19 protein-coding genes are annotated in these 22,602 nt (G+C 65.4%); 14 read left to right on the top strand and 5 right to left on the bottom strand.

The genetic code is table 11. The features are described 5' to 3' along the window. Positions 1-48: 48 nt before the first annotated feature. From AC07M7_RS06070 to AC07M7_RS06060, 3 genes are all read left to right on the top strand, one after another. Positions 49-1,197, top strand: a complete 1,149-nt coding sequence (locus AC07M7_RS06070; RefSeq protein WP_005410338.1) for a pyridoxal phosphate-dependent aminotransferase — start codon at positions 49-51, stop codon at positions 1,195-1,197. Positions 1,198-1,210: 13 nt separating this feature from the next. Next, positions 1,211-2,017 carry an amidohydrolase gene (locus tag AC07M7_RS06065; protein WP_495206951.1) on the top strand — a complete coding sequence of 269 codons (807 nt, stop codon included), beginning with the start codon at positions 1,211-1,213 and terminating at the stop codon, positions 2,015-2,017. Between the two features lie 103 nt (positions 2,018-2,120). Then, positions 2,121-2,555 (top strand): hypothetical protein, encoded by a 435-nt coding sequence (locus AC07M7_RS06060; protein ID WP_046984377.1) that lies wholly within the window; start codon positions 2,121-2,123, stop codon positions 2,553-2,555. On the opposite strand, the gene AC07M7_RS06055 is transcribed toward AC07M7_RS06060, so the two are convergent. Then, a complete protein-coding gene (locus AC07M7_RS06055; protein WP_046984376.1) occupies positions 2,542-2,835 on the bottom strand; it encodes a hypothetical protein in 294 nt (97 codons plus the stop codon). The two genes, AC07M7_RS06060 and AC07M7_RS06055, sit on opposite strands and share 14 nt — an antisense overlap. Positions 2,836-3,188: 353 nt before the next feature. On the opposite strand from AC07M7_RS06055, the gene AC07M7_RS06050 reads away from it, so the two are divergent. Continuing rightward, on the top strand, positions 3,189-3,596 hold the full coding sequence (locus AC07M7_RS06050; protein WP_012511621.1) for a hypothetical protein: 408 nt from the start codon (positions 3,189-3,191) through the stop codon (positions 3,594-3,596). A gap of 78 nt (positions 3,597-3,674) precedes the next feature. Here the strand turns inward: AC07M7_RS06050 and AC07M7_RS06045 are convergent, their stop codons facing one another. Continuing rightward, positions 3,675-4,829, bottom strand: a complete 1,155-nt coding sequence (locus AC07M7_RS06045; RefSeq protein WP_495206950.1) for an MFS transporter — start codon at positions 4,827-4,829, stop codon at positions 3,675-3,677. A 90-nt stretch (positions 4,830-4,919) separates the two neighbouring features. Between AC07M7_RS06045 and AC07M7_RS06040 the strand changes: the two genes are divergently transcribed. Next, entirely contained in the window at positions 4,920-5,708 is a 789-nt protein-coding gene (locus AC07M7_RS06040; protein ID WP_046984374.1) for an AraC family transcriptional regulator, read from the top strand. Positions 5,709-5,823: 115 nt separating this feature from the next. On the opposite strand, the gene AC07M7_RS06035 is transcribed toward AC07M7_RS06040, so the two are convergent. Genes AC07M7_RS06035 through AC07M7_RS06025 form a run of 3 tightly spaced genes read right to left on the bottom strand, consistent with a single transcriptional unit; the run spans position 5,824 to position 9,242 of the window. After that, on the bottom strand, positions 5,824-7,455 hold the full coding sequence (locus tag AC07M7_RS06035; protein ID WP_495206949.1) for a pseudouridine synthase: 1,632 nt from the start codon (positions 7,453-7,455) through the stop codon (positions 5,824-5,826). After that, complete coding sequence (gene scpB / locus AC07M7_RS06030) at positions 7,448-8,323, bottom strand: SMC-Scp complex subunit ScpB (RefSeq protein ID WP_046984372.1); 876 nt, start codon at positions 8,321-8,323, stop codon at positions 7,448-7,450. Before scpB ends, AC07M7_RS06035 begins: the two co-directional genes overlap by 8 nt. A 13-nt stretch (positions 8,324-8,336) precedes the next feature. Beyond that, positions 8,337-9,242 carry a segregation and condensation protein A gene (locus tag AC07M7_RS06025; RefSeq protein ID WP_046984371.1) on the bottom strand — a complete coding sequence of 302 codons (906 nt, stop codon included), beginning with the start codon at positions 9,240-9,242 and terminating at the stop codon, positions 8,337-8,339. Positions 9,243-9,603: 361 nt separating this feature from the next. On the opposite strand from AC07M7_RS06025, the gene AC07M7_RS06020 reads away from it, so the two are divergent. The 9 genes from AC07M7_RS06020 to AC07M7_RS05980 all read left to right on the top strand — a co-directional run bounded on the left by AC07M7_RS06020 (position 9,604) and on the right by AC07M7_RS05980 (position 22,600). After that, a complete protein-coding gene (locus AC07M7_RS06020) occupies positions 9,604-9,903 on the top strand; it encodes a YciI family protein (RefSeq protein WP_046984387.1) in 300 nt (99 codons plus the stop codon). Continuing rightward, on the top strand, positions 9,900-10,175 hold the full coding sequence (locus tag AC07M7_RS06015; protein WP_046984370.1) for a BolA family protein: 276 nt from the start codon (positions 9,900-9,902) through the stop codon (positions 10,173-10,175). Before AC07M7_RS06020 ends, AC07M7_RS06015 begins: the two co-directional genes overlap by 4 nt. Positions 10,176-10,323: 148 nt before the next feature. Then, entirely contained in the window at positions 10,324-11,361 is a 1,038-nt protein-coding gene (locus AC07M7_RS06010; RefSeq protein WP_495206948.1) for a LacI family DNA-binding transcriptional regulator, read from the top strand. Between the two features lie 76 nt (positions 11,362-11,437). Beyond that, the gene (locus AC07M7_RS06005) at positions 11,438-14,524 is read left to right on the top strand and encodes a TonB-dependent receptor (protein ID WP_136639501.1); all 3,087 of its coding nucleotides are present in this window, start codon (positions 11,438-11,440) and stop codon (positions 14,522-14,524) included. Positions 14,525-14,775: 251 nt separating this feature from the next. Further along, positions 14,776-16,380 (top strand): glucoamylase family protein, encoded by a 1,605-nt coding sequence (locus AC07M7_RS06000; protein WP_046984367.1) that lies wholly within the window; start codon positions 14,776-14,778, stop codon positions 16,378-16,380. Between the two features lie 4 nt (positions 16,381-16,384). Next, positions 16,385-17,725, top strand: coding sequence for a sugar ABC transporter substrate-binding protein (locus AC07M7_RS05995; RefSeq protein ID WP_006378067.1), 1,341 nt, complete (start codon positions 16,385-16,387; stop codon positions 17,723-17,725). After that, positions 17,722-18,603 carry a carbohydrate ABC transporter permease gene (locus tag AC07M7_RS05990; RefSeq protein ID WP_046984366.1) on the top strand — a complete coding sequence of 294 codons (882 nt, stop codon included), beginning with the start codon at positions 17,722-17,724 and terminating at the stop codon, positions 18,601-18,603. The genes AC07M7_RS05995 and AC07M7_RS05990 overlap by 4 nt, the downstream gene beginning before the upstream one ends. Continuing rightward, a complete protein-coding gene (locus tag AC07M7_RS05985) occupies positions 18,600-19,436 on the top strand; it encodes a carbohydrate ABC transporter permease (RefSeq protein ID WP_006378064.1) in 837 nt (278 codons plus the stop codon). The genes AC07M7_RS05990 and AC07M7_RS05985 overlap by 4 nt, the downstream gene beginning before the upstream one ends. Then, complete coding sequence (locus tag AC07M7_RS05980; RefSeq protein ID WP_495206947.1) at positions 19,433-22,600, top strand: discoidin domain-containing protein; 3,168 nt, start codon at positions 19,433-19,435, stop codon at positions 22,598-22,600. Before AC07M7_RS05985 ends, AC07M7_RS05980 begins: the two co-directional genes overlap by 4 nt. The last annotated feature ends 2 nt before the right edge of the window (positions 22,601-22,602 follow it).

Genomic DNA, 22,602 nt, shown 5'->3' with positions numbered 1-22,602 from the left:
CAGGGATTGCGTAAACTCAGGGGCCTGTCTCCCCATATCCCCAGGCCGATGCAACCGAACACCAAGCTGCCCAAGGTCGGTACCACGATCTTCACCGTGATGTCCCAGCTCGCTGCCGAACACGGCGCGGTCAACCTGGGCCAGGGTTTTCCGGATTTTTCGGCGCCGCAGCGCCTGATCGATGAGACCGCCAGGGCGATGGCCGCCGGGCTGAACCAGTACCCGCCGATGACCGGTGTGGCGCCGCTGCGCCAGGCCATCGCGCAGAAGGCGCTGGACTGCTACGGCGCGCAGGTGGATGCGGACAGCGAGATCACTGTCACCAGTGGCGGTACCGAGGCCATCTTCAACGCCATCCACGCCGTGGTGCGGGCCGGCGAGGAAGTGATCGTGCTCGACCCGGCCTATGACTGCTACGAGCCGGCGATCGACCTGGCCGGCGCCAAGGCGGTGCATGTGTCGCTGGATCCGCAGACGTTCGCGGTCGACTGGGACCGCGTGCGCGCGGCCATCACCCCGCGCACCCGCATGCTGATCGTCAACACCCCGCACAACCCGTCCGGCGCGATGCTGTCGGCGCAGGACATGCAGGCGCTGGCCGAGCTGCTGCGTGGCACGCAGATCTACCTGATTTCCGATGAGGTGTACGAGCACATCATCTACGATGGCCGCCGCCACGAATCGGCGCTGCGCTATCCGGAACTGCGTGAGCGCGCTTTCGTCATCTCCAGCTTTGGCAAGACCTACCACTGCACCGGCTGGAAGATCGGTTACGCGATCGCACCGCCGGCGCTGACCGCCGAATTCCGCAAGGTGCACCAGTACAACACTTTCACCAGTTTCGGCCCGGCGCAGTACGGCTTTGCCGCGATGATCCGCGACGAACCCGAACACCACCTGGAGCTGGGCGCGTTCTACCAGGCCAAGCGCGACCGCTTCCGCGAGCAGCTGGCTGGCACCCGATTGAAGGCGTTGCCGGTGCCGGGCGGTTATTTCCAGCTGGTCGATTACTCGGCCATCAGCGATCTGCCGGACCATGAGTTCGTGAAGTGGCTGACCATCGAGAAGGGCGTCACCGCCATTCCGCTGTCGCCGTTCTACGAGAATCCGCCGGCTGGCCAGCGCCTGGTGCGCCTGTGCTTTGCCAAGAATGAAGCGACCATGGACGCGGCGATCGAACGCCTGCGCCTGCTCTGAGCGAGGCTTGAACATGCAGGACCTGCGCATTTCCCTCGTCCAGGGTGACACCCGCTGGCACGACCCGGCTGGCAACCGTGCCTACTACGGTGCGTTGCTGGCGCCGCTGGCCGGCAGCACCGACCTGGTGATCCTGCCGGAGACCTTCACCAGCGGCTTCTCCAACGAGGCCATCGCCCAGGCCGAAGGCATGGATGGCCCGACCGTGGCCTGGGTGCGCGAGCAGGCCAGGGTCTTGAACGCGGCGGTGATCGGCAGCGTGCAGTTGCGCGAGGGCGAGGGCGTCTACAACCGTCTGCTGTTCGCCACGCCCGACGGCGAGCTGCAGTACTACGACAAGCGCCACCTGTTCCGCTATGGCGGCGAGCACGAGCGTTATGCCGCCGGCCGCGAGCGCCTGAGCGTGGAATGGAAGGGCTGGCGGATCAATCCGCAGGTCTGCTATGACCTGCGTTTCCCGGTGTTCTGCCGCAACCGCTACAACGTGGAGCGTCCGCAGCAGCTGGATTTCGACCTGCAGATCTTCGTCGCCAACTGGCCGTCGGCACGCGCCTATGCATGGAGGACCCTGCTGCGTGCGCGGGCGATCGAGAACCTGTGCTTCGTTGCTGCGGTCAACCGTGTCGGCGTCGATGGCAACCAGCTGCACTACGCAGGTGACAGCGCGGTGCTGGATTTCCTGGGGCAGCCTCAGGTGGAGATCCGCGAGCGCGAACAGGTGGTCACCACCACCATCTCGGCCGAGGCGCTGGCCGCACACCGCGCGCGCTTCCCGGCCATGCTTGATGCCGATGCCTTCCATCTGGACAAACAGGCCTGAGCGACGGCCTGAACGCTGCCGCACCAGCGTGCGCGCCTGCATTCAACCTGCACGCGCGCGCTGCTAGATTCGCCGCCAGTCCGACCGAACGGGAAGTCCCGCCATGAACAAGCCCTTCGCCCTGCTGCTGGCCCTGTCTGCCGCATCGCTCGCCCCGGCCGCGCACGCTGCCGGCAACCTCGATTGCGAGCTGCACTACAACCTGTCCGGCTGGTCGCTGATCTACAAGACTGCCTCCGGCAATGGCACGGTCACCTGCAGCAACGGCGCCAGCATGCCGGTGCGCATCCAGATGAAGGGGGGCGGCCTGACCGTGGGCAAGTCGAAGATCACCAACGGGCGCGGCAATTTCACCGGCGCGATCAGCATCGATCAGCTACTGGGCACCTACGCATCGGTCGGTGCACATGCCGGTGCGATGAAATCCAGCAATGCGCAGGTGATGACCAAGGGCGACATCTCACTGGCCCTGTCCGGTACCGGCAAGGGCTGGGACCTGGGCGTGGACGGTACCGCGTTCACCCTCAGCCGGCGTTGAGGCGGCGCTGCGCTGCGCCATCCCAGCTGATCCGGATGTAGTGCTGTTCGGAATCGCTCAACAACCGTTCGACACCGAAACCATTCTTCAGCAGCTGTGCGACCACGTCTTCGACGAGCTGCTCGCTGGCCATCACCTGGCTGAAGCCGAACACGATATAGCGGCGGCCATTTTCCGAGCCGATCTGGATCGAGTTGTCGAGGTCGCGGTAGAACTGTTCGATCGGGCGCTTGGCGGCATCGGCGTTGGCGCGGGCCTGTTCGGCGGTGATGGTGATCATGGGCATCTGCCTTGTGCGGGAGAGCACGCACGATAGCCAGCGCCCTGATGTGAATTCCGTGCGTGGCGCACAATGCCCCGTGTTTGCAGCAATTCCTAACATGAGCTGTGAACGTCAAGATGCGCAGGAAAAGTGCCGCGCGGGGGTGAGCATCCTGCATCGACATGAAGCCATCGGGAAGGGATGGGTGCCAGCAGCAGTACAGGCGTGCAACGCACCGCCCAGAGGGGATCCTGCACCCATCCGATGCTGTGGGCACGCAGTGCATTTACATTTCCTTGACCTTGCAGTAACCCCGCAATGCCTAACAGGGACGTCCCAGCGATTCTGCTGGGATCATTGGAGACGCTGGAATGGAGTTCAGAACGTCCGTGCTGCTCGTGGCCCTCATCGCCACACCCGCGATCGCCCACGCCGAAGTCTGCCTGTCCGACAGCGGCATCGTTGTGTCCTGTCCTAGCCTGTTACCGCATCCGGTGACGGCCAGGTTCGAGATCGGGACCCTGCCGCGTGTGGCCGGCTCGCCATCGGAGATCTACATCACAGGCGGCGGCCAGGTGGATGGAACGAGTAATTTCTCGGTCTATGCCAATGGTCAGTTCCTGTGCCGTACCAATGACAATTACGACGGTGGCAACACCACGCCGATTCGCCATTGCACCGCGACCATCGCAACACCCGGGACCTATGTGATCTCGGCGTCGCGCAACAGCCCTGGCAACTTCCTTGCGCCGATGGACGAAGTGATCAACGTGCAGTAATCGATTGTCCGCTGACCCAGGCCCCGGGGCGTAACCCCCGGGGCCTCTGTTGCCCTTATGGCAGCGGGACCGGCTCCTTCACCGTTGCGATCCACAACCAGGCCTTCCGCCGTCAACTGCCCGGTCCCGTTGCAGCCACAAGGCCAGCAGGCCACACACGATGAGGGTCGGTGCCAGCAGCTGCACTGCACCGACCAGCGCCATCGCCGTACCGATCAACAGGTAGTAGAGCAGGCCGAACAGCGCGCCTGCGCTGCCGAGACAATGTGGATAGCCGCGCAGGGCCTGGCCGAGCACATTGGGAATGGCAAGGCCGAAGCCCGTCACCACCGGCACCATCGCCGCGACCAGGGCCGGGTGATCATGCAGCAGCGCGGCCAGCAGGCCTCCCGTCAGAACCAGTCCTGCGGCGATGCGGATGCGCGTGGTTGTGGCAGCGCCTGCACGCAGCAGGCGCCCATTGCCCCACGCGCCTAGTGCCGACCCCAGTGCCAGCACCGCGCCGCTGGCGCCGAACCAGGTGGCTGGCCAGTGCAGGCGCGCAAACACGAAGGGGCCGAGTACATACCAGCTGTACATCGCCACGTTGAAGGCCATCACCAGCAACGCGTGTGACCAGATCCAGCGATCGCGCAGCAGTTCCCGCAGCAGCGGCGGCATGGGCGTGTGCGGGATCTGTACAGGGCGGCTTTCGCGCAGGCCTGCCAGGCATGCGACTGCCAGCAGGGCAGCAATCAGTAGCAGGCCGGACTGTACGCCGACATAGCCATTGGCGGCGACCAGCAGCGTGCCCAGTGCAAGACCGATGGCCGGGCTCAGGGCCAACGCCATGCCGATCCAGGAGAATGCCTGCGCCAACGCCGGCCCCTGCAGATGGTCACGCAGCACGGTCTGGGTGACCACCGAAGCGGCGGCGGCGCCGACTGCGGCCAATGCTTGGGCCAGCAGCACCTGGCCGAAGCTGCCAGCCATCAGGCCGCCCAATGCAGCCACTGCGAAAACGCCGAGGCCACAGAGAAGGGCGGGGCGACGACCGATACGATCGGCCAGGCGCCCCCACAGCAGCACACCCGCAGCGAAGCCGAACAGGTATAGGCTCATGGCCTGGCTGGCGGCACTCGGCGGCAAGGCGAAGCGTATGGCTAGATCGGCCAGGGCCGGGCTGTACAGGGTCTGTGCCAGCTGCGGAAACATCAGCAGTGCAATGGCGAGCAACAACAGGCGACGCGACATGCGGGCGCTCCAGGAACGGGGCCGCGCATTGTGGTCGCGTCCGCAATGGCGCACCCTGTCTATCCTGTCATCGAATGTATGAAATCAGACATGGCCTGGTTGCAGCCGGACGCGCACTTCGACGCCGATGCCTGGAGCGCTCCGGTGCTGGGGATCGCGGCCTCACTGGCGGATCACGATTCGGGTTGGCACCAGCACGCACGCGCGCAGCTGCTGTACACCCGACAGGGCTGTACGCGCCTGACCTATGGTGATCGCATCAGCCTGCTGCCGCCCGCGCGCGCAGCGTGGATTCCGGGTGGGCTGCGCCATCGCGCGCAGATGCGCCAAGCGGTCGACTACCGTTCGTTGTACTTCGACGCCACCCTGTCGGCCCAGCTGCCCCGGCAGCCGGCGATCATCGGCGTAGGCCCGCTGCTGCAGGCCTTGCTGGAGCCGATCGCGCAGGCACCGTTCGACCATGACTGGCAGTCGCCGCGCGCGCACCATCAACTGGGGTTGTGCGTGCTGGAAATCGCCGCTGCACCGGTGGCGCCGATGGACCTGCCTTTACCGCGTGATCCGCGGATTGCACGTTGCCTGCCGCTGGCCGAACAGCTGCCGCCCGAACTGGGGGAGCTGGCCGCGCGCACAGGCCTGAGCGCGCGTACCGTCGGTCGGTTGATGCAACGCGATACCGGCATGAGCTATCAGGCCTGGCGCCAGCAATGGCGCCTGATGCGGGCCATGGAGCTGCTGCTGCTCGGCCATCGCGTCGCGCATGTGGCCCAGGACACCGGCTTCTCCGCCGAGAGCCCGTTCATTGCCTTCTTCCGCAGCATGACCGGCACTACGCCCGCCGCTTTCCAGCGCCACGCAAAAGGAGACGGAGGGGATTAGTCGTTTTCGCCCCTTCGATACACACCGTGGCAAAAACGAATTAATCCCCTCCGTCCCCTTTTTAAAGAAAAACCCCGGCCGGAGCCGGGGTTTTTCATGTCGCTCGCGTCAGCGATCAGCCGCCGCGCGGGCCACTGCGGCGCGGGCCGCCGGGGCCACGGTTGCCGCCGGGGCCACCCGGGCCACGGTTGCCACCCGGGCCGCCGGGACCACGATTGCCGCCGGGACCGCCCGGGCCACGGTTGCCACCGGGGCCACCTGCGCCGCGGTTGCCGCCCGGGCGTGCATTGGCGTTGCCGCCCGGACGACCGTTGCCGGCCGGACGCGCACTGCCATACGGGTTGAAGCCCGGATTGGCGTGGTCGGACGGGAAGCTCGGGGCGTTGCCCGGATGGCCGTACGGGTGCTTGTTGCCCTGGCCCTGCGAGCGGTTGCCGGCACCGGCCGGACGGCCCTGGCCGCCACCGGCGCCTGCGCCCGGACCCTTCGGCTTGCCGTATGGACGACCCTGGCCGCCTGCGCCCGGACCGCGTGCGCCGGGGCCACGAGCACCCGGACCGGCATTGCGGTGGCCGCTCGGGCCGGTGCTGACACCGTCCGGCACATACCAGGTACGGAATGCCGCCGGGTTGCCTTCCGGCAACGAGCGGTCGTTCTTCTGTGCGCGCTGCTTGAACGGCTTCTGCGACTGCTTGGCTGCGGCTTCACCGCTGACCGTCAGGCCGCCCTTGAAGCCGCCGCCTGCCTTGCCGCCACGACCACGGCCGCGGTCTTCGCGGACGTTGTCGAAACGACGCAGCTCGCGACCTTCATCGGCAGTGTTGTGGCCGTTGACGTAGGCATTGCCACGGCCACCTTCGCGTACGCGCACGGTGGTCTTGGCGGCGCGGCGCTGGCCGATCACCGGCTGCAGGGTCAGCGCCGACGGCGCGCCTTCTTCCAGCTTCAGCTGCGCACGCAGGGCTTCGACCTGGGCGCTGCCCAGCTCCACCGAATGGCCGCGGGCCAGTTCGCGCGGCAGGGTAACCTTGCCGTAGCGGGTGCGCTTCAGGCGGCTGACCTGGCAACCCTGGGATTCCCACAGGCGGCGCACTTCGCGGTTGCGGCCTTCCTTCACCACAACGCGGAACCAGTCGTGCGAATCGGTGCCGCCAATGCGTTCGATCTCGTCGAACTTGGCCGGGCCATCTTCCAGTGCCACGCCGCGGCCGAGGCGGTCGATGATGGCGTCGGAGACCTTCTCTTCGCCTTCCGGGGCACGCACGCGCACAACGTACTCGCGCTCGACCTCGAACGACGGGTGCATCATGGCGTTGGCCAGCTCACCGTCGGTGGTGGCCAGCAGCAGGCCGGTGGTATTGATGTCGAGGCGGCCGACCGCGATCCAGCGCGCGCCCTTCAGCGGCGGCAGCGACTCGAACACGGTCGGGCGGCCTTCGGGGTCTTCGCGGGTGGTCACTTCGCCTTCCGGCTTGTTGTAGACCAGCACGCGCGACGGCTCGGCCAGGGCGGTGGCGACGAAGCCACGGCCGTCCAGCTCGATCTTGTCGCCGCTCTTGACCGACATGCCGGTCTGCGCGACTTCACCGTTGACCTTGACCAGGCCTTCGGCGATGCGCTGTTCCAGCGCGCGGCGCGAGCCGAGGCCGGCCTGGGCCAGGACCTTGTGCAGGCGTTCTTCCAATTTGAACTGTTCGGAGGTGGCTTCGCGCTTCAGCGAGAGCTTGTTACGGGGGGTGTCACTCATCAGTTTTGCTCCGGCCGACGGTTTCGAGGTCGGCCTCTGGTTCGGAATCGGCTTGGTCAACAGCCACGGTCGTCATCGCGACGGCGTTGTCTTCGCGTTCGTTCACTGGCACCGCGCGCTCGCCCGGCGCGGAATCGGGATGCCCATCATCGAAGGGCGAAGGTGCTTGCTCATCGGAGGCCGAGGCAGGGGCTGCATCGGCGGAATCGGGGGTCTCGCTGCCGGCCAGGCCGGTGTCATCATTGGCGGCGTCATCGTGACCACCGGTCGAAACATCGGGGCCTTCGGCGCCAGCCCGGGGCGGTGCATCGCGGTCCAGCGACAGCTGTGGCTCCAGTTCGCCCAGGTCCTTCAGTTCCGACAGTGGCGGCAGTTCATCCAGTCGCTTCAGGCCGAAGTAGTCCAGGAAGCCCTTGGTTGTACCGAACAACGCCGGCTTGCCAGGCACGTCGCGGTGCCCGACCACGCGTATCCACTCGCGTTCTTCCAGCGCCTGGATGATGTTGCTGCTGACCGCCACGCCGCGCACCTGTTCGATCTCGCCGCGGGTGATCGGCTGCCGGTAGGCAATCAGCGCCAGGGTTTCCAAAGTGGCGCGGGTGTAGCGGGTCTTGCGTTCGGTCCACAGCCGGCTGATCCAGCCGTGTACTTCGCCGGTGACCTGGTAGCGGAAGCCTGAGGCGACCTCGACCAGTTCCACGCCACGGCCTTCGCAGGCGTCGCGCAGGCGTTCCAGCGCACGTTCGATGCTGCCCGGCGGTGCCGGTTCCTCTTCCGGGAACAGGTCCTTCAGCTGGGCCAGGGTAAGCGGCTGGCTGGAAGCCAGCAGCGCACCTTCGACAATGCGGTCGATCAGCGGTTGATCCATCGGCAGTCAGCGCTCACTCGTTGGCATTGGCGGCGTCGTTGTCGTCGAACTCGCTGCTGAACTGCAGCGGGGCGTTGGTGTTGCCGGCGGCCAATGACTTCACATAGATCGGCGCCAGCGGTTCTTCCTGGACGATGTCCAGCAGCTGCTCCTTGGCCAGTTCCAGCACCGCCAGGAACGTGACCAGCACGCCCAGCTTGCCTTCTTCGGCGGTGAACAACCCTTCAAAGCGGTAGAACTTGCCGTCTTCAAGCCGGCCGAGTACTTCACCCATGCGCTGCCGGACACTCAGCGCCTCGCGCTTGATCGCGTGGCCGGTGAACAGCTCGGCGCGCTTGAGCACGTCGTGCAGGGCCATCAGCATTTCCTTCAGGTCGACCGGCGGCGGCAGCTTCACCGTCGCCCGTTCGGGCATGAAGGCGTGGGCCAGGCTGGTATCGCGGTCCTGGCGGGGCAGGGCGTCGATGTCCTCGGCAGCCTGCTTGAAACGTTCGTACTCCTGCAGCCGGCGTACCAGCTCGGCACGCGGGTCGGCCTCATCGCCTTCCTCGCTGACCGGGCGCGGCAGCAGCATGCGCGACTTCACCTCGGCGAGGATCGCGGCCATCACCAGGTACTCGGCGGCCAGCTCGAAACGCAGCTCGCGCATCACCGTGATGTATTCCACGTACTGCCGGGTGATCTCGGCCACGGGGATGTCCAGCACGTCCAGGTTCTGCCGGCGGATCAGGTACAGCAGCAGGTCCAGTGGGCCTTCAAAGGCATCCAGGATGACTTCCAGCGCATCCGGCGGGATGTACAGGTCCTGCGGAATCTGCAGGACTGGTTGCCCATGCACCACGGCCAGCGGCATTTCCTGCTGCTGGGGGGCGGGCGGCCGGGTTGGCGGGTTCGCGTCGAGCGCGAGTTCGGAAGTCATCTAATGGACATCAGGATTGCAACGGACCAGTCGCGGCACCGGGTTCACCGGGCCAACGCCACGGAGCCCCAGGGCACCAGACACGCCGGGATCGGCGCGCTTCCACACATATCAAACAGCAGGACGCGCCGCAGGGAACGGCAGCGACGGGACTACGGGGAGGTCGTCTACGTGGCCCCTTTGAAACAGCGGGACGGTCGTCGGGGGCTGCGTTGGCCGCAAAAACCGACGGGCTGCTGCATCCAGCCACGTGCAATGGAGTCTAGAGTAAGCCTTTGCCGCGCCAGTGTCCAGCTGCGACCGGGGCAGGGGCCGCATTGGCTAGAATCAGCGCACCGACAACGCGAGCGAGGAAATGCCGGTGTGGTATGTGATCGAAGGGTATGACGGCCAGGATGTCCTGGCGCAACGACTGCAGGCGCGGCCGGAACACCTGGCGCGGCTGCACGCGCTGCGCGACGAAGGTCGCCTCCTGTTGGCCGGGCCTTGCCCGGCGGTGGACAGCGAAGACCCGGGCCCGGCCGGTTTCAGTGGCTCGTTGGTGATTGCCCAGTTCGATTCGTTGCCGCAGGCGCAGGCCTGGGCCGATGCCGACCCCTACGTGGCGGCAGGTGTCTACACCCATGTGCAGGTGCGGCCGTTCCGCAAGGTGCTGCCGTGAACGCGGAACGGATCGAGCGGATTCGTGATGCGCTGCAACAAGCGTTGGCCCCGATCGTGCTCGAAATCGAGGACGACAGCCATCGCCATGCTGGCCATGCCGGCGCCCGCGACGGTCGTGGCCATTTCAACGTGCATGTGGTCAGTGATCGGTTCGCCGGGCTGGGCCCGCTGGCCCGTCACCGCGCGGTCTACGCCGCGCTGGGAGCGATGATGGAGACGGATATCCACGCGCTGTCCATCCGTGCGCTGACCCCGTCAGAACAGGGCTGAGGCCTTGTCCCACGCTGTCCTGGCCGGTCCCCGCAGGGGCCGGCGCAGACAGATTTCCATGTCCATTTCGGGACATTCGCCTAACGGACTGTTTACAAGCCCAGATGGAAACGCTTACATTCCGCGCCAATGCTGGTAGGTCCAAGCCGTGGAGGGCGGCTTCGTGAACAAGGCAGCTATCACAATCAAAGACGTCGCACGCGAAGCCCGGGTCTCCGTGGCCACGGTTTCCCGCGCGCTCAACGGGCATGAAAATGTCGCCGAACCGGTCCGCCAGCTTGTGCTGGAAGTGGCCGCACGGCTGCGTTACACCCCGCACGCCGCCGCCCGCAGCCTGAGCAGCCGCCGCACCAATACGGTGGGGGTGGTGCTGCCGGACCTGTACGGTGAATTCTTCTCCGAGTTGATGCGCGGCATCGACAACGTTGCCCGTAGCCGTCGTCAGCACCTGCTGGTGTCCAGCTACCACGGCGACCAGGAACAGCAGGGCGCCGCCCTGCGCGCCATGCGCGGCCGCGTCGATGGCCTGCTGGTGCTCTCGCCTTATGCCGAGAGTCCGGGCTTCCTGACCGACAACCTGCCGCAGTCGTTGCCGACGGTGTTGATCAACACCTATCTGCCCGGTCAGGACCATCCGGTGTTGAGCATCGACGACCATGCTGGTGCGATGGCGATGACCCGCCACCTGCTCGAGGCCGGTCACCGCCGCATCGCCTTCATTTCTGGCCCGGACCTCAACTTCGACGCGCGCGAGCGCCTGCGTGGCTTCCGTGACGCGCTGGCGGCTTTTGGCAGTGGCGCCGAAGGCATCGAGCTGTCCGGTGATTTCGACGAAGCTTCCGGCCACCGCGCCGGTCAGGAGTTGCTGGCAGCCGGAGCGCTGCCCGATGCCGTATTCGCGGCCAACGACATGATGGCCCTGGGCTGCCTGTATGCGTTCACGCAGGCCGGTGTCCAGGTCCCGTCCGATGTCGCGCTGGCGGGTTTCGATGACATTCCGCTGGCGCGTTTCGTCCACCCGTCGCTGACCACCATGCAGGTCAGCATCGCCGAGCTCGGCGACCGGGCCATGACGCGCCTGCTGCAGTTGATGGACGGCACCTCCACGGACGGGACAGGGGACAAGCAGACCCTGGTTCCCCGCTTGATAGTTCGCGATTCCACCACTCCGCCATCGGGCCATTGAAGCCAGAGGCGTTCCTTCTTTTTTGATTGATCGCAGGGACCGCGCAAGCGGTCACCGCCACCCGGAGATTGAGTTGATGATGCACACTACCTTCCGCACGCCGGCACGCCGGCTGCTGAGCACCGCACTGGTCAGTTGCCTGATGCTGGCCGCCGCTCCGAACGTCATGGCGCAGTCGGCCAACGCCAGCCTGCGCGGCCAGGTTGCCGGCGCCCAGGCAGGCACCGAAGTCACCGCCACCAACGTGGCCACCGGCACCGTCCGCCGCGGCACCATCCGCGCCGATGGCAGCTACTCGCTAATGGGCCTGGATCCGGGCACCTACAACGTGGTCGCTAACGGCCAGACCCAGAAGGTCACCGTCACCGTGGCCTCGACCGCCACCCTGAACTTTGCCGACGCCGCCAGCAGCACCCCCGGCGCGACCGCGGCCACCAACCTGGACACCGTCAACGTTGTTGCGCCGACCCTGCTGCAGGAAGTGCGCACCTCTGAAGTCGGCAAGACTGTCAGCCTGCAGCAGATCCAGACCACCCCGCAGGTGTCGCGCAACTTCCTGGAGTTCGCCGACGCGGTGCCGGGCATGATCTTCACCCGCGATGCCAAGGGCAACACCTCGCTGCGCGGCGGCGCCACCAATTCCGACGGCACCAACGTCTACATCGATGGCGTGGGCCAGAAGAGCTACGTCAAGGGCGGCGGCATCTCCGGCCAGTCCGGAAGCGCAGGCAATCCGTTCCCGCAGCTGGCCATCGGTGAATACAAGGTCATCACCGGCAACTACAAGGCCGAGTACGGCCAGGTGTCCAGTGCAGCGATCACCGCCGCCACCAAGTCCGGTACCAACGAGTTCAAGGGTGAAACCTTCTACCGTTACACCAACGACAGCATGCGCGCGATGACCCCGGCCGAACGCCAGCCGGGCAAGAGCAAGGAAGAATCGGCCGAGAAGGAATATGGCTTCGCCTTGGGTGGCCCGATCATCCAGGACAAGGCCCACTTCTTCGTGACCTATGAAGCCAAGCGCTTCGACCTGCCGGTGACCATTGCACCGGACGGCGCAGTGACGCCCGCTGCCGCCAAGCTGCCGGCTGACGGCGCCGCTGGCCTCGGCCCGGCCAGCCAGCCGTTCCAGCAGGACCTGATCTTCGCCAAGATCGACTTCGAGCCGACCGACAACGATCGCATCGAACTGACTTTCCAGGACCGCGACGAGACCCAGCAGCAGTTCAGTGGTCAGACCGCAAAGGTTCACGGCAAGGTCGTTGACAACACCGACCGCCGTTACGCCCTGCGCTGGAACCACAGCGGTGAGCGCTTCTACAACGAGCTGATGGTCACCCATGAAGAGGCCTTCAACAACCCGCTGCCGCTGAGCTTTGGCAACGGCATCATCTACACCGCACCGGATTTCGGTGACTCGGACGCCAACCGTCCGCAGGAGAAGACCCTTGTCCAGGTCGGCGCAGCCGATGCCTTCGCCTCGCAGGTGAAGGGCCAGAAGGGTTGGGCGATCGAGGACAACCTGACCCTCGATGGCCTGCAGTGGGCCGGCGACCACACCATCAAGATGGGGGCCAAGTACAAACAGATCGACCTGTACGCCTCCGACGCGGCGCAGATCAATCCGCAGTTCTCCTACACCATCGACAACCCGGCGTTCCCGTCGGGCACGCCGTACAAGGCGCAGTTCACCAAGGCCAGCACCGGTGTCACCGGCGTGCAGTCTGAAGTGCGCGCCAAGGTCAAGCAGATTGGTCTGTTCATCCAGGATGACTGGCAGGTCAACGATCACCTGCAGCTGAACATCGGCCTGCGCTGGGATTACGAAAAGAATCCGGTCTATACCGATTTCGTGACCCCGCCGGAGGTCGTGAAAGCGCTGTTCTCGCAGGATCCGAACGCGCCGGTGGGCGTGTCCCAGACCTACGCGCAGACGCTGGCGCTCAGCGGATTGAACGTCAACGACTACATCAGCACCGGCCACAACCGCAAGAATTTCAAGAATGCCTGGCAGCCGCGCCTGGGCTTCTCGTATGACGTCAATGCCGACGAACGACACGTGTTCCATGGTGGCGCCGGCCGTTCCTATGACCGCGACCTGTTCGACAACCTGGCACTGGAAACCACCAAGCTGGCGCTGCCGCAGCCGACCGTGTATTTCCGCAACCCGGCCACCGGCAACTGCATGTATGGCCAGACGCCGTGCTTTGACTGGAACCCGAACCTGCTGAACGGCATCGAGAACGTGCAGGCACTGCTGGGGGCCACCAGCAATGAAGGCATGGAGGTCGATCTGCTGAACAACAACATGAAGGTGCCGTACGCCGACCAGTTCAGCCTGGGCATGAGCAACCAGTTCGGCGAGTGGCTGACCGATGCCACGATCTCCCGCACGCTGACCTATGACGGCTTTGCCTTCACCCTGGGCAACCGCTTCAACAACGGCAACTTCTTTGACAACCAGATGCTGTGTGGTGCCAAGGAGCCGACCTATGGCCAGCCGTGGAACTGCAACATTCCGGGCTTCGGCAGCCTGATCATCGGCCAGCAGGGCATCAAGACCCGATCGACCCAGGTCCTGCTGTCGGCGCAGAAGCCGTACAGCAAGGAAAGCGGCTGGGGCACTTCGATCGCCTACACCTGGACCAACGCGCGTCACAACCGCAACATCAACGAGCATTACTCGTTCGATCGCGGCACCATTGGTGAATACCCGACCATCAAGTCCAACGGCGCGCCGCGTCACCGCCTGGTGGTGACCGGTTCGTATGATGGCTTCTGGGGCATCACCTTCGGTGGCAAGCTGACCCTGGCCACGCCGACGCCGGGCAACGACTGGTCCTGCATCGCCCAGGCGGGCACCGCCAACTGCCTGCCGACTCCGGCCGCCGGTACTCCGGGTGGCAATGGCCGCTTCCTGCTCGGTGGCAAGATCTTCGGCTACCGCTCGCTGGATCTGCAGGCGACCAAGACCTTCAAGCTGGCTGGCGATACCGAGCTGTACGCGCGTATCGACATCATCAACGTGCTCAACTTCGACAACTTCTCGAACCTGAACTACGTCAAGCAGGACGGCAAGCTGCTGGTGAGCTACAACGAGACCGGCGACGTCATCGGTACCCCGCGCCAGGTCAAGGCGGAAGTGGGCTTCCGCTTCTAAGCCGATCCGCCTGAAGCAATACCCGATGCCGCCGGTCCGCCGGCGGCATCGGCAGGATGAAAAAACGGCAATGGCCGGCCCGGTGCCGGTCCATTGCCCACGCCGCTGCCGGCCAGGGGGCAGCGGCGTGGGCAATGATCGCGGTGTCAAACCACGTTTTTCGTGGTTTTTTAAGAACGCATCTTGTAAACGATTTCAGATCATTGGACGGTATGCTTTCCCATCGATCAGACCACCGGAGAAATCGCGCCATGCTGGCACGCCATCTGTTGTCCGCCGCAGCGTTGAGCCTGGTCGTTGCTGCCTGCCAGCCGGCCCAGCAGGAGCCTGCCAAGCCTCAGCCGCAGGTGATCCTGATCGAGGCCGACGCGCCACCGCGGCCGATGAAGCCGGTGCTGCCGCCGCTTTTCGATGACATCGAACGCCGTACCTTCCAGTTCTTCTGGGACACCACCAACGAAATCAACGGCCTGACCCCGGACCGTTACCCGTCGAGGCCGTTTGCCAGCATCGCCTCGGTTGGCTTCGCGCTGACTGCCTATCCGATCGGCATCGAGAACGGTTGGGTCAGCCGCAACCAGGCCATCGACCGCACGCTGACCACCCTGAAGTTCTTCCGCGACGTGCCGATGGGCCCGCAGCGCACCGGCAAGGCCGGCTACAAGGGCTTCTACTACCACTTCCTGGACATGCAGGAAGGCCGCCGCTACGACAGCTGGGTCGAACTGTCCTCGGTGGATACCGCACTGCTGATGATGGGCGTGTTGTTCGCGCAGTCGTACTACGACGGCGACGATCCGCGCGAGAAGGAGATCCGCCAGATCGCCGACACGCTGTACAAGAAGGTCGACTGGCCGTGGCTGCAGCAGCGTGCACCGCTGATCTCGATGGGCTGGTTCCCGGAGAGCGGCTTCATCGACCACGACTGGATGGGCTACAACGAGGCGATGATGGTCTACATCCTCGCCCTGGGCTCGCCGACGCACCCGGTCAGCCCGGATGCGTGGACCGTGTGGACGCGTACCTATGACAACGACTGGGGCGTGTACCAGGGCCAGGAATACCTGTCATTCGGCCCGTTGTTCGGCCACCAGTACAGCCACGTCTGGATCGACTTCCGCGACATCCAGGACGCGTACATGCGCGAGCGCGGCAGCACTTATTTCCTCAACAGCCGCTCGGCCGCGCTGGCCCAACGCGAATACGCCATCGCCAACCCCATGCAGTGGAAGGAGTACGGCGAGAACGTGTGGGGCCTGACTGCCAGCGACGGACCGCAGAACACCACCCAGGACTATCGCGGCGAGCAGCGCCAGTTCCGCCATTACTCCTCGCGCGGCGCTGGCCTGCGCGAGAACTTCGATGACGGCACCATCGCTCCCACCGCTGCGATCGCGTCGGTGGTGTTCGCCCCCGAGCAGGTGATCCCGGCCACGCTGGAGATGCACAAGCGCTTTGGCGACTACATCTATTCCAGCTACGGCTTCCTGGATTCGTTCAACCCCAGCTTCAACTACGACATCCCGATCAAGACCGGTCGCCTGGTGCCGGATCGGGGCTGGGTCGCCAGCGACTACATCGCCATCGACCAGGGCCCGATCCTGACCATGATCGCCAACTACCGCGATGACTTTGTCTGGGAAGTGATGAAGAAGAACCCGTACATCCGCAAGGGCCTGGAGCGGGCCGGGTTCAACGGTGGCTGGCTGGCGCCGGAAGGCTCCTTCCAGCCGCTGGAACTGCAGAAAGACGAAAAGGCCGCGGCGGCACGCGCGGTGGGTATCGCCGAATCACGCGCGGCTGCCGCGCAGGAACAGAAGAACAATGCCAACCGCACCACAGGCCAGGGCAAGTAACCTGATGCCGAACTGGATCGACCGCCTGCGCCGCTGGGCGCTGCCTGCCCTGGCCGCATTGGCCGTGGCCGGCTGCGCCCGCACCGAGCCGGGCACCACCACCGTGCGCTTCTGGGCGATGGGGCGCGAAGCCGAGGTGGTCAGCGAATTGATCCACGAATTCGAGGCCGAGAACCCCGGTATCAAGGTGGATGTGCAGAACATCCCGTGGACGGCCGCGCACGAGAAGCTGCTGACCGCGTTCGCCGCCGACGGCCTGCCGGACGTGTGCCAGCTCGGCAACACCTGGGTGCCGGAGTTCGCCGAACTCGACGCGCTGACGCCGCTGCAGCCGTTCGTGCAGCGTTCGGCCGTGGTCGACCCGAAGGACTATTTCCAGGGCATCTGGGATACCAACGTGATCCACGGTGAACTGGTCGGCGTGCCGTGGTACGTCGATACGCGCCTGATCTACTACCGCAAGGACCTGCTGGCCAAAGCCGGCTATGACCACCCGCCGCGCACGTGGCAGGAGTGGGACGAGCAGATGGCGGCAATCAAGCGAATGCAGGGCCCGAGCCGCTATGCGGTGCTGATGCCGATCAACGAGTTCGAGCAGCAGCTGTCGCTGGCGCTGCAGCAGCCTGATCCGCTGCTGCGCGACGATGACACCCGCGGCAACTTCGCCAGCCCCGGTTTCCGTCGCACGCTGGCCTTCTACGCCAACATGTTCGAGCAGGGCTGGGCGCCGAAGATGTCCGAGACGCAGATCTCCAACGTCTGGGACGAGTTCTTCCGTGGCTTCAACGTGTTCTACATTTCCGGCCCCTGGAACATCCGCGAGTTCAAGAAGCTGCAGCCGAAGGAACTGGAAGGGCAGTGGGGCACCGCCGCGCTGCCGGGCCCGGATGGCCCGGGCGCCGGTATTGCCGGTGGCACAAGCCTGGTGATCTTCCGCAAGTCGCAGCAGAAGGAAGCGTCGTGGAAGCTGATCGAGTTCCTGTCGCGGCCGGAAATCCAGGCGCGCTTCCATTCGATCATCGGCGACCTGCCGCCACGCCGCAGCACCTGGAACGCGCCTTCGCTGGCCAACGATCCGCTGGCTGCTGCGTTCCGTGACCAGCTGGAACGGGTCAAGCCGACGCCGAAGGTGCTTGAATGGGAGCGCATCGTGCAGGAAATGCGCATCGTCACCGAGAAGGTGGTGCGCGGCGGCCTGCCGCAGGACAAGGCCGTGGAAGAACTGGACCAGCGCGTGGACAAGGTGCTGGCCAAGCGCCGCTGGATGCATGAACAACAACGCCTGCAGCAGCGCGTGCCGTCGCCGCAATCGAGCAGTGCCGTGGCCGCCGGGAGCGCGCAATGAAACGTACTTCACTTGCCGGCTGGATCTTTGCCGGTCCCTCGCTGATCGTGCTGGGCATGTTCTTCGGCCTGCCGGTCGCCTCGGCGCTGGCGCTGAGCGTGACCGACTTCGACCTGTATGCCCTGGCTGACAGCAGCAACCTGCGCTTCGTCGGCCTGGGCAACTATGTCGACTTGCTGCAGACGCCGATGTTCTGGAAGTCGCTGTGGAACACGACCTACTTCGTGCTGATCGGCGTGCCGTTGTCGATCGGCGTGTCGCTGGGCGCGGCGATGCTGCTGAATGCACCGGCCGCGCGCTTCAAGGCGTTGTTCCGTACCGCGCTGTTCGCGCCGGTGGTGACCACGCTGGTGGCGGTGGCGGTGATCTGGCGCTACCTGTTCCATACCAGCTACGGTCTGGTGAACTACGGTCTGGGGCATCTGGGCATCAGTCCGATCGACTGGCTGGGCGATCCCAACTGGGCGATGCCGACCATCATGCTGTTCGCGGTGTGGAAGAACTTCGGCTACAACATGGTGATCTTCCTGGCGGGCCTGCAGGCGATCCCGCATGACCTGTACGAGGCCGCCCGCATCGACGGTGCCTCGCGCTGGAAGCAGTTCCTGCACATCACCCTGCCGATGCTCGGCCCGGTGCTGCTGGTGGTCGGCGTGATCACCGTGTCCGGCTACTTCCAGCTGTTCGCAGAGCCCTACGTGATGACCCGCGGCGACCCACTGCAGAGCACCGTCAGCGTGCTGTATTTCATGTTCGAGGAAGGCTTCAAGTGGTGGAACCTGGGACGCGCCTCCGCAGTGGCGTTCCTGCTGTTCCTGATCATCCTGGCGGTGACCACCGTGATGCTGCGTTTCGGCCGCAAGAGGCAGTTGGTATGAGTCGTGAAATCGGCCAGTCGCGCTGGTATCCGTGGTTGATCAATGGTGCGTTGCTGGTGCTGGCCCTGGTCAGCCTGGCACCGCTGCTTTGGATGCTCTCGGTCTCGTTCATGCCGCAGGGCGAGGCGACCCACTTCCCGCCTCCGTTGCTGCCGTCCAGCATCACCACGCGCAACTACCATGAGTTGTTCGCGCGCACCGGCATGGGTGGCAACTTCGCCAACAGCCTGCTGGTGTCGGTGGGCATCACCCTCGGCTCGCTGCTGCTCAACACCATGGCCGGCTATGCGTTCGCCAAGCTGAACTTCGTCGGCCGCGAACGCCTGTTCCAGGTGTTGATGGCCGCACTGGTGATCCCGGCACAGGTGGCGATGCTGCCGCTGTTCCTGCTGATGAAGCAGCTCGGCCTGGTCAACAGCTTCGGCGGCGTGATCGTGCCGGCGCTGGCCAGCGTGTTCGGCATCTTCCTGGTCCGCCAGTACGCGCGTTCGATCCCTGACGAACTGCTGGAAGCAGCGCGCATCGATGGGGCAGGGGAGTTGCGCATCTTCTTCCAGATCGTGCTGCCGATGCTCAAGCCGGTGCTGGTGACCCTGGCCATCTTCACCTTCATGGGCGCATGGAACGATTTCATGTGGCCGTTGATCGTGCTGACTGACCAGGAGCACTACACTTTGCCGGTGGCGCTGGCCACCCTCTCGCGCGAGCACATCATGGACGTGGAAATGATGATGGCCGGCGCGGTGGTCACCGTGGTTCCGGTGCTGGCGCTGTTCCTGGTGCTGCAGCGGTACTACATCCAAGGTCTGTTGCTGGGGAGCGTCAAAGGATGAAGCGAGCGATCGCCGTTGGACTGGGCCTGTTGTGGACCTCCCTGGCGATCGCCGCACCTCCGGCGCTGCCGGCGCCGAAGGTGCTGGACGACTTCGACGACATCAGTGCCTGGAAGCTGGTGCTGTCCGACCAGGTCAGCGGTTCGCTGCGGCCGGTCAGCGGTGCCGGCGGCGGCCGCGCGCTGTGCCTGGATTACGACTTCCACAACGTCTCCGGCTACGTCGGCATTCGTCGCGCGCTGAACATCGAATACCCGGTCAACTATCGTTTTGGCTTCCAGCTGCGCGGTGACTCGCCGGGCAACGACCTGCAGTTCAAGCTGATCGACGCCAGCGGCGATAACGTCTGGTGGGTCAACCGTCCTGGCTACGCCTTCCCCAAGACATGGACACCGGTCGAGTATCGCCGCCGCCAGATCGACAAGGCCTGGGGGCCGTCGCCCGAGAAGGAGATGTCGCGCAGCGCGGCGGTGGAGTTCACCCTCTACAGCAAGGTCGGTGGGCGCGGCACGGTGTGCTTCGACAAGCTGACCCTGCAGGGCCTGCCACCGCAGGATGATTCGGCGCTGGTGCCGTCGGTGATCGCAGATACCGCGATGGCGCTGCAGGACCGCATGATCGATGGCAGGAGCGATACCTTCTGGATCAGTGGCGGGGTCAAGCAGCAGACCATCAGCCTGGACCTGCACAAGAGCCGCGAGATCGGTGGCGCGGTGATCGACTGGTTGCCGAACCTGGAGGCCCGCCGCTACACCGTGCGCACCTCCGAGGATGGCCGTGACTGGCGCACCGTGCGTGAGGTGACCAGTGGTGCCGGTGGCCGTGATTGGCTGGCGCTGCCGGATACCGATGCACGCTACGTGCGCTTCGACCTGCAGGATGGCCCGAACTGGCGCTACGGCATCCGTGACATCGCGCTCAAGCCGTTGGCCTTCGCCGCGACCCCGAACGCATTCCTGTCTTCGGTGGCCGCCGACCTGCCGCGCGGGTCGCTGCCGCGTGCCTACGTGGGCGAGCAGCCGTACTGGACCCTGCTGGGCCTCGATGGCGGCCAGGAGCAGGCGCTGATCAGCGAGGACGGCGCACTGGAGCCGGCCAAGGGCAGCTTCAGCATCGAGCCGTTCATCCGCCTCGATGGCAAGCTGCTGGACTGGTCCAAGGTCGCCATCACCCAATCGCTGCAGGACCACTACCTGCCGATCGCCAACGTCGATTGGGTACATGAGAAGGCCGGCCTGGCGGTAACCAGCTTCGTGCAGGGCACTCCCGAGCGCGCGCAGCTGATCGGTCGCTATCGTCTCAGCAACCCGGACAAGGTCGCGCACGAGTACACCCTGGCGCTGGCGATCCGCCCCTGGCAGGTCAACCCGCCGACACAGTTCCTCAACACCGTCGGTGGCTTCAGCCGCATCGATGCGCTGGATGTCGGCGAGCAGCTGGTGCGGATCAATGGTGAGCCGCGCATCTATCCGCTGCAGGTGCCGGACGCACGCTTCGCCAGCACCTTCGACGGCAAGCTGGATGCGATGCATCTGGCGGAGGGAAAGTATCCGGCCACCACGACGGTGAAGGACAGCACCGGCATGGCGTCGGGCGCGCTGATGTATACGATCAGGCTGGAGCCCGGCCAGAGCCGCGAAGTGGCGGTGGTACTGCCGCAGACCGGTGGTTGGGCGCCGCAGGCACTGGACGTGGCCAAGGCCCAGGCCCAGGTGGCTGAACAGTGGCGGCAGAAACTGGGCGTGGTGTCGCTGCAGGTGCCGGCTGCCGGCCAAGCGCTGGTCGACACCCTCCGCACCGCGGTCGCGCACATGCTGATCTCTCGTGTTGGCCCGCGCCTGCAGCCGGGCACGCGGTCATATGCACGCAGCTGGATCCGAGACGGCGCGATGATTTCCGAAGGCCTGCTGCGCATGGGTCGCAGCGATGCCGTGCGCGACTACATCAACTGGTACGCGCCCTACCAGTTCGAGAATGGCAAGGTGCCGTGCTGCGTCGACGCGCGCGGCAGCGACCCGGTGCCGGAAAACGACAGCCACGGCGAGTTGATCTACAGCATCGCCGAGTACGGCCGCTACACCGGCGACAGCACTTTCGTGGAACTGATGTGGCCGCACGTACAGGGCGCCTACACCTACATGGAGCAGCTGCGCGCCAGTGAGCGCACCGACGAGAACCGTGCGCGCAATCCGGCCTTCTACGGGATGATGCCGGCGTCGATCAGCCATGAGGGTTACTCGGCCAAGCCGATGCACTCGTACTGGGACAACTTCTGGGCGCTGCGTGGCTACAAGGATGCGGCGCAGCTGGCCACCCAGCTGGGCAAGGTTGAAGCGATGCAGATTGCCGAATCGCGCGACCAGTTCCGCGACGACCTGCAGGCGTCGCTGCTGTCGGCGATGCAGCAGCACAACATCGACTATCTCCCGGGCTCGGCCGAGCTGGGCGACTTCGACGCGACCTCGACCACCATCGCACTGGCCCCGGGCGGCGAGCAGGACCGGCTGCCACAGCAGGCGCTGGAGGCGACCTTCGAGCGCTACTGGAAGGAGTTCGTCGCCCGCCGTGACGGCAAGCGCGAGTGGAAGGACTACACGCCTTACGAATGGCGCAACGTGGCCGCGTTCGTACGCCTGGGCTGGCGCGACCGTGCCTGGCAGGCCACCGAGTTCTTCTTCAAGGATCGCGCGCCGCAGGCCTGGAACCAGTGGGCCGAAGTGGTCTCGCGTACGCCGCGCAAGCCGTTCTTCGTCGGCGACCTGCCGCATGCCTGGGTGGCCTCGGACTTCGTGCGCTCGGCGCTGGACATGTTTGCTTTCCACCGCGACATGGACGACGCGCTGGTGCTGGCCGCGGGCGTGCCGAGCGCGTGGCTGCAGGGCGAGGGCATTGCCGTGCAGGGCCTGCGCACACCGCAGGGCCAGCTCAACTATCGCCTGCAGCGCAGCGAAAAGCAGCTGGTGCTGGACGTGCAGCCGGGCCTGGTACCGCCGGTCGGTGGCGTGGTGCTGCCATGGCCATACGCGGGTGATCCGGGCGAGGCGACCATCAACGGCGAAACGGCCGAGTGGGTCAACAAGGAACTGCACGTGCACCAGTTGCCTGCGCGGGTCGAGATTGAAGTGCCAAGCGCGGTGCGCCGCGCAGAACGCAAGGGACAGTAACG

This window comes from Stenotrophomonas sp. GW821-FHT09E08, from assembly GCF_059416125.1.
This window is presented reverse-complemented; position numbering and strand designations above follow the sequence as displayed.

Bases quoted from the DNA above. Each gene is read 5' to 3' on its own strand.
- AC07M7_RS06070 (WP_005410338.1), top strand. From the start codon at position 49: ATGCAACCGAACACCAAGCTGCCCAAGGTCGGTACCACGATCTTCACC.
- AC07M7_RS05995 (WP_006378067.1), top strand. From the start codon at position 16,385: ATGCCGAACTGGATCGACCGCCTGCGCCGCTGGGCGCTGCCTGCCCTG.
- AC07M7_RS06045 (WP_495206950.1), bottom strand. From the start codon at position 4,829: ATGTCGCGTCGCCTGTTGTTGCTCGCCATTGCACTGCTGATGTTTCCG.
- AC07M7_RS06060 (WP_046984377.1), top strand. From the start codon at position 2,121: ATGAACAAGCCCTTCGCCCTGCTGCTGGCCCTGTCTGCCGCATCGCTC.
- AC07M7_RS05985 (WP_006378064.1), top strand. From the start codon at position 18,600: ATGAGTCGTGAAATCGGCCAGTCGCGCTGGTATCCGTGGTTGATCAAT.
- AC07M7_RS06055 (WP_046984376.1), bottom strand. From the start codon at position 2,835: ATGATCACCATCACCGCCGAACAGGCCCGCGCCAACGCCGATGCCGCC.
- AC07M7_RS06050 (WP_012511621.1), top strand. From the start codon at position 3,189: ATGGAGTTCAGAACGTCCGTGCTGCTCGTGGCCCTCATCGCCACACCC.
- AC07M7_RS06035 (WP_495206949.1), bottom strand. From the start codon at position 7,455: ATGAGTGACACCCCCCGTAACAAGCTCTCGCTGAAGCGCGAAGCCACC.
- AC07M7_RS06025 (WP_046984371.1), bottom strand. From the start codon at position 9,242: ATGACTTCCGAACTCGCGCTCGACGCGAACCCGCCAACCCGGCCGCCC.
- AC07M7_RS05990 (WP_046984366.1), top strand. From the start codon at position 17,722: ATGAAACGTACTTCACTTGCCGGCTGGATCTTTGCCGGTCCCTCGCTG.
- AC07M7_RS05980 (WP_495206947.1), top strand. From the start codon at position 19,433: ATGAAGCGAGCGATCGCCGTTGGACTGGGCCTGTTGTGGACCTCCCTG.
- AC07M7_RS06000 (WP_046984367.1), top strand. From the start codon at position 14,776: ATGCTGGCACGCCATCTGTTGTCCGCCGCAGCGTTGAGCCTGGTCGTT.
- AC07M7_RS06040 (WP_046984374.1), top strand. From the start codon at position 4,920: ATGGCCTGGTTGCAGCCGGACGCGCACTTCGACGCCGATGCCTGGAGC.
- AC07M7_RS06005 (WP_136639501.1), top strand. From the start codon at position 11,438: ATGATGCACACTACCTTCCGCACGCCGGCACGCCGGCTGCTGAGCACC.
- scpB (WP_046984372.1), bottom strand. From the start codon at position 8,323: ATGGATCAACCGCTGATCGACCGCATTGTCGAAGGTGCGCTGCTGGCT.
- AC07M7_RS06065 (WP_495206951.1), top strand. From the start codon at position 1,211: ATGCAGGACCTGCGCATTTCCCTCGTCCAGGGTGACACCCGCTGGCAC.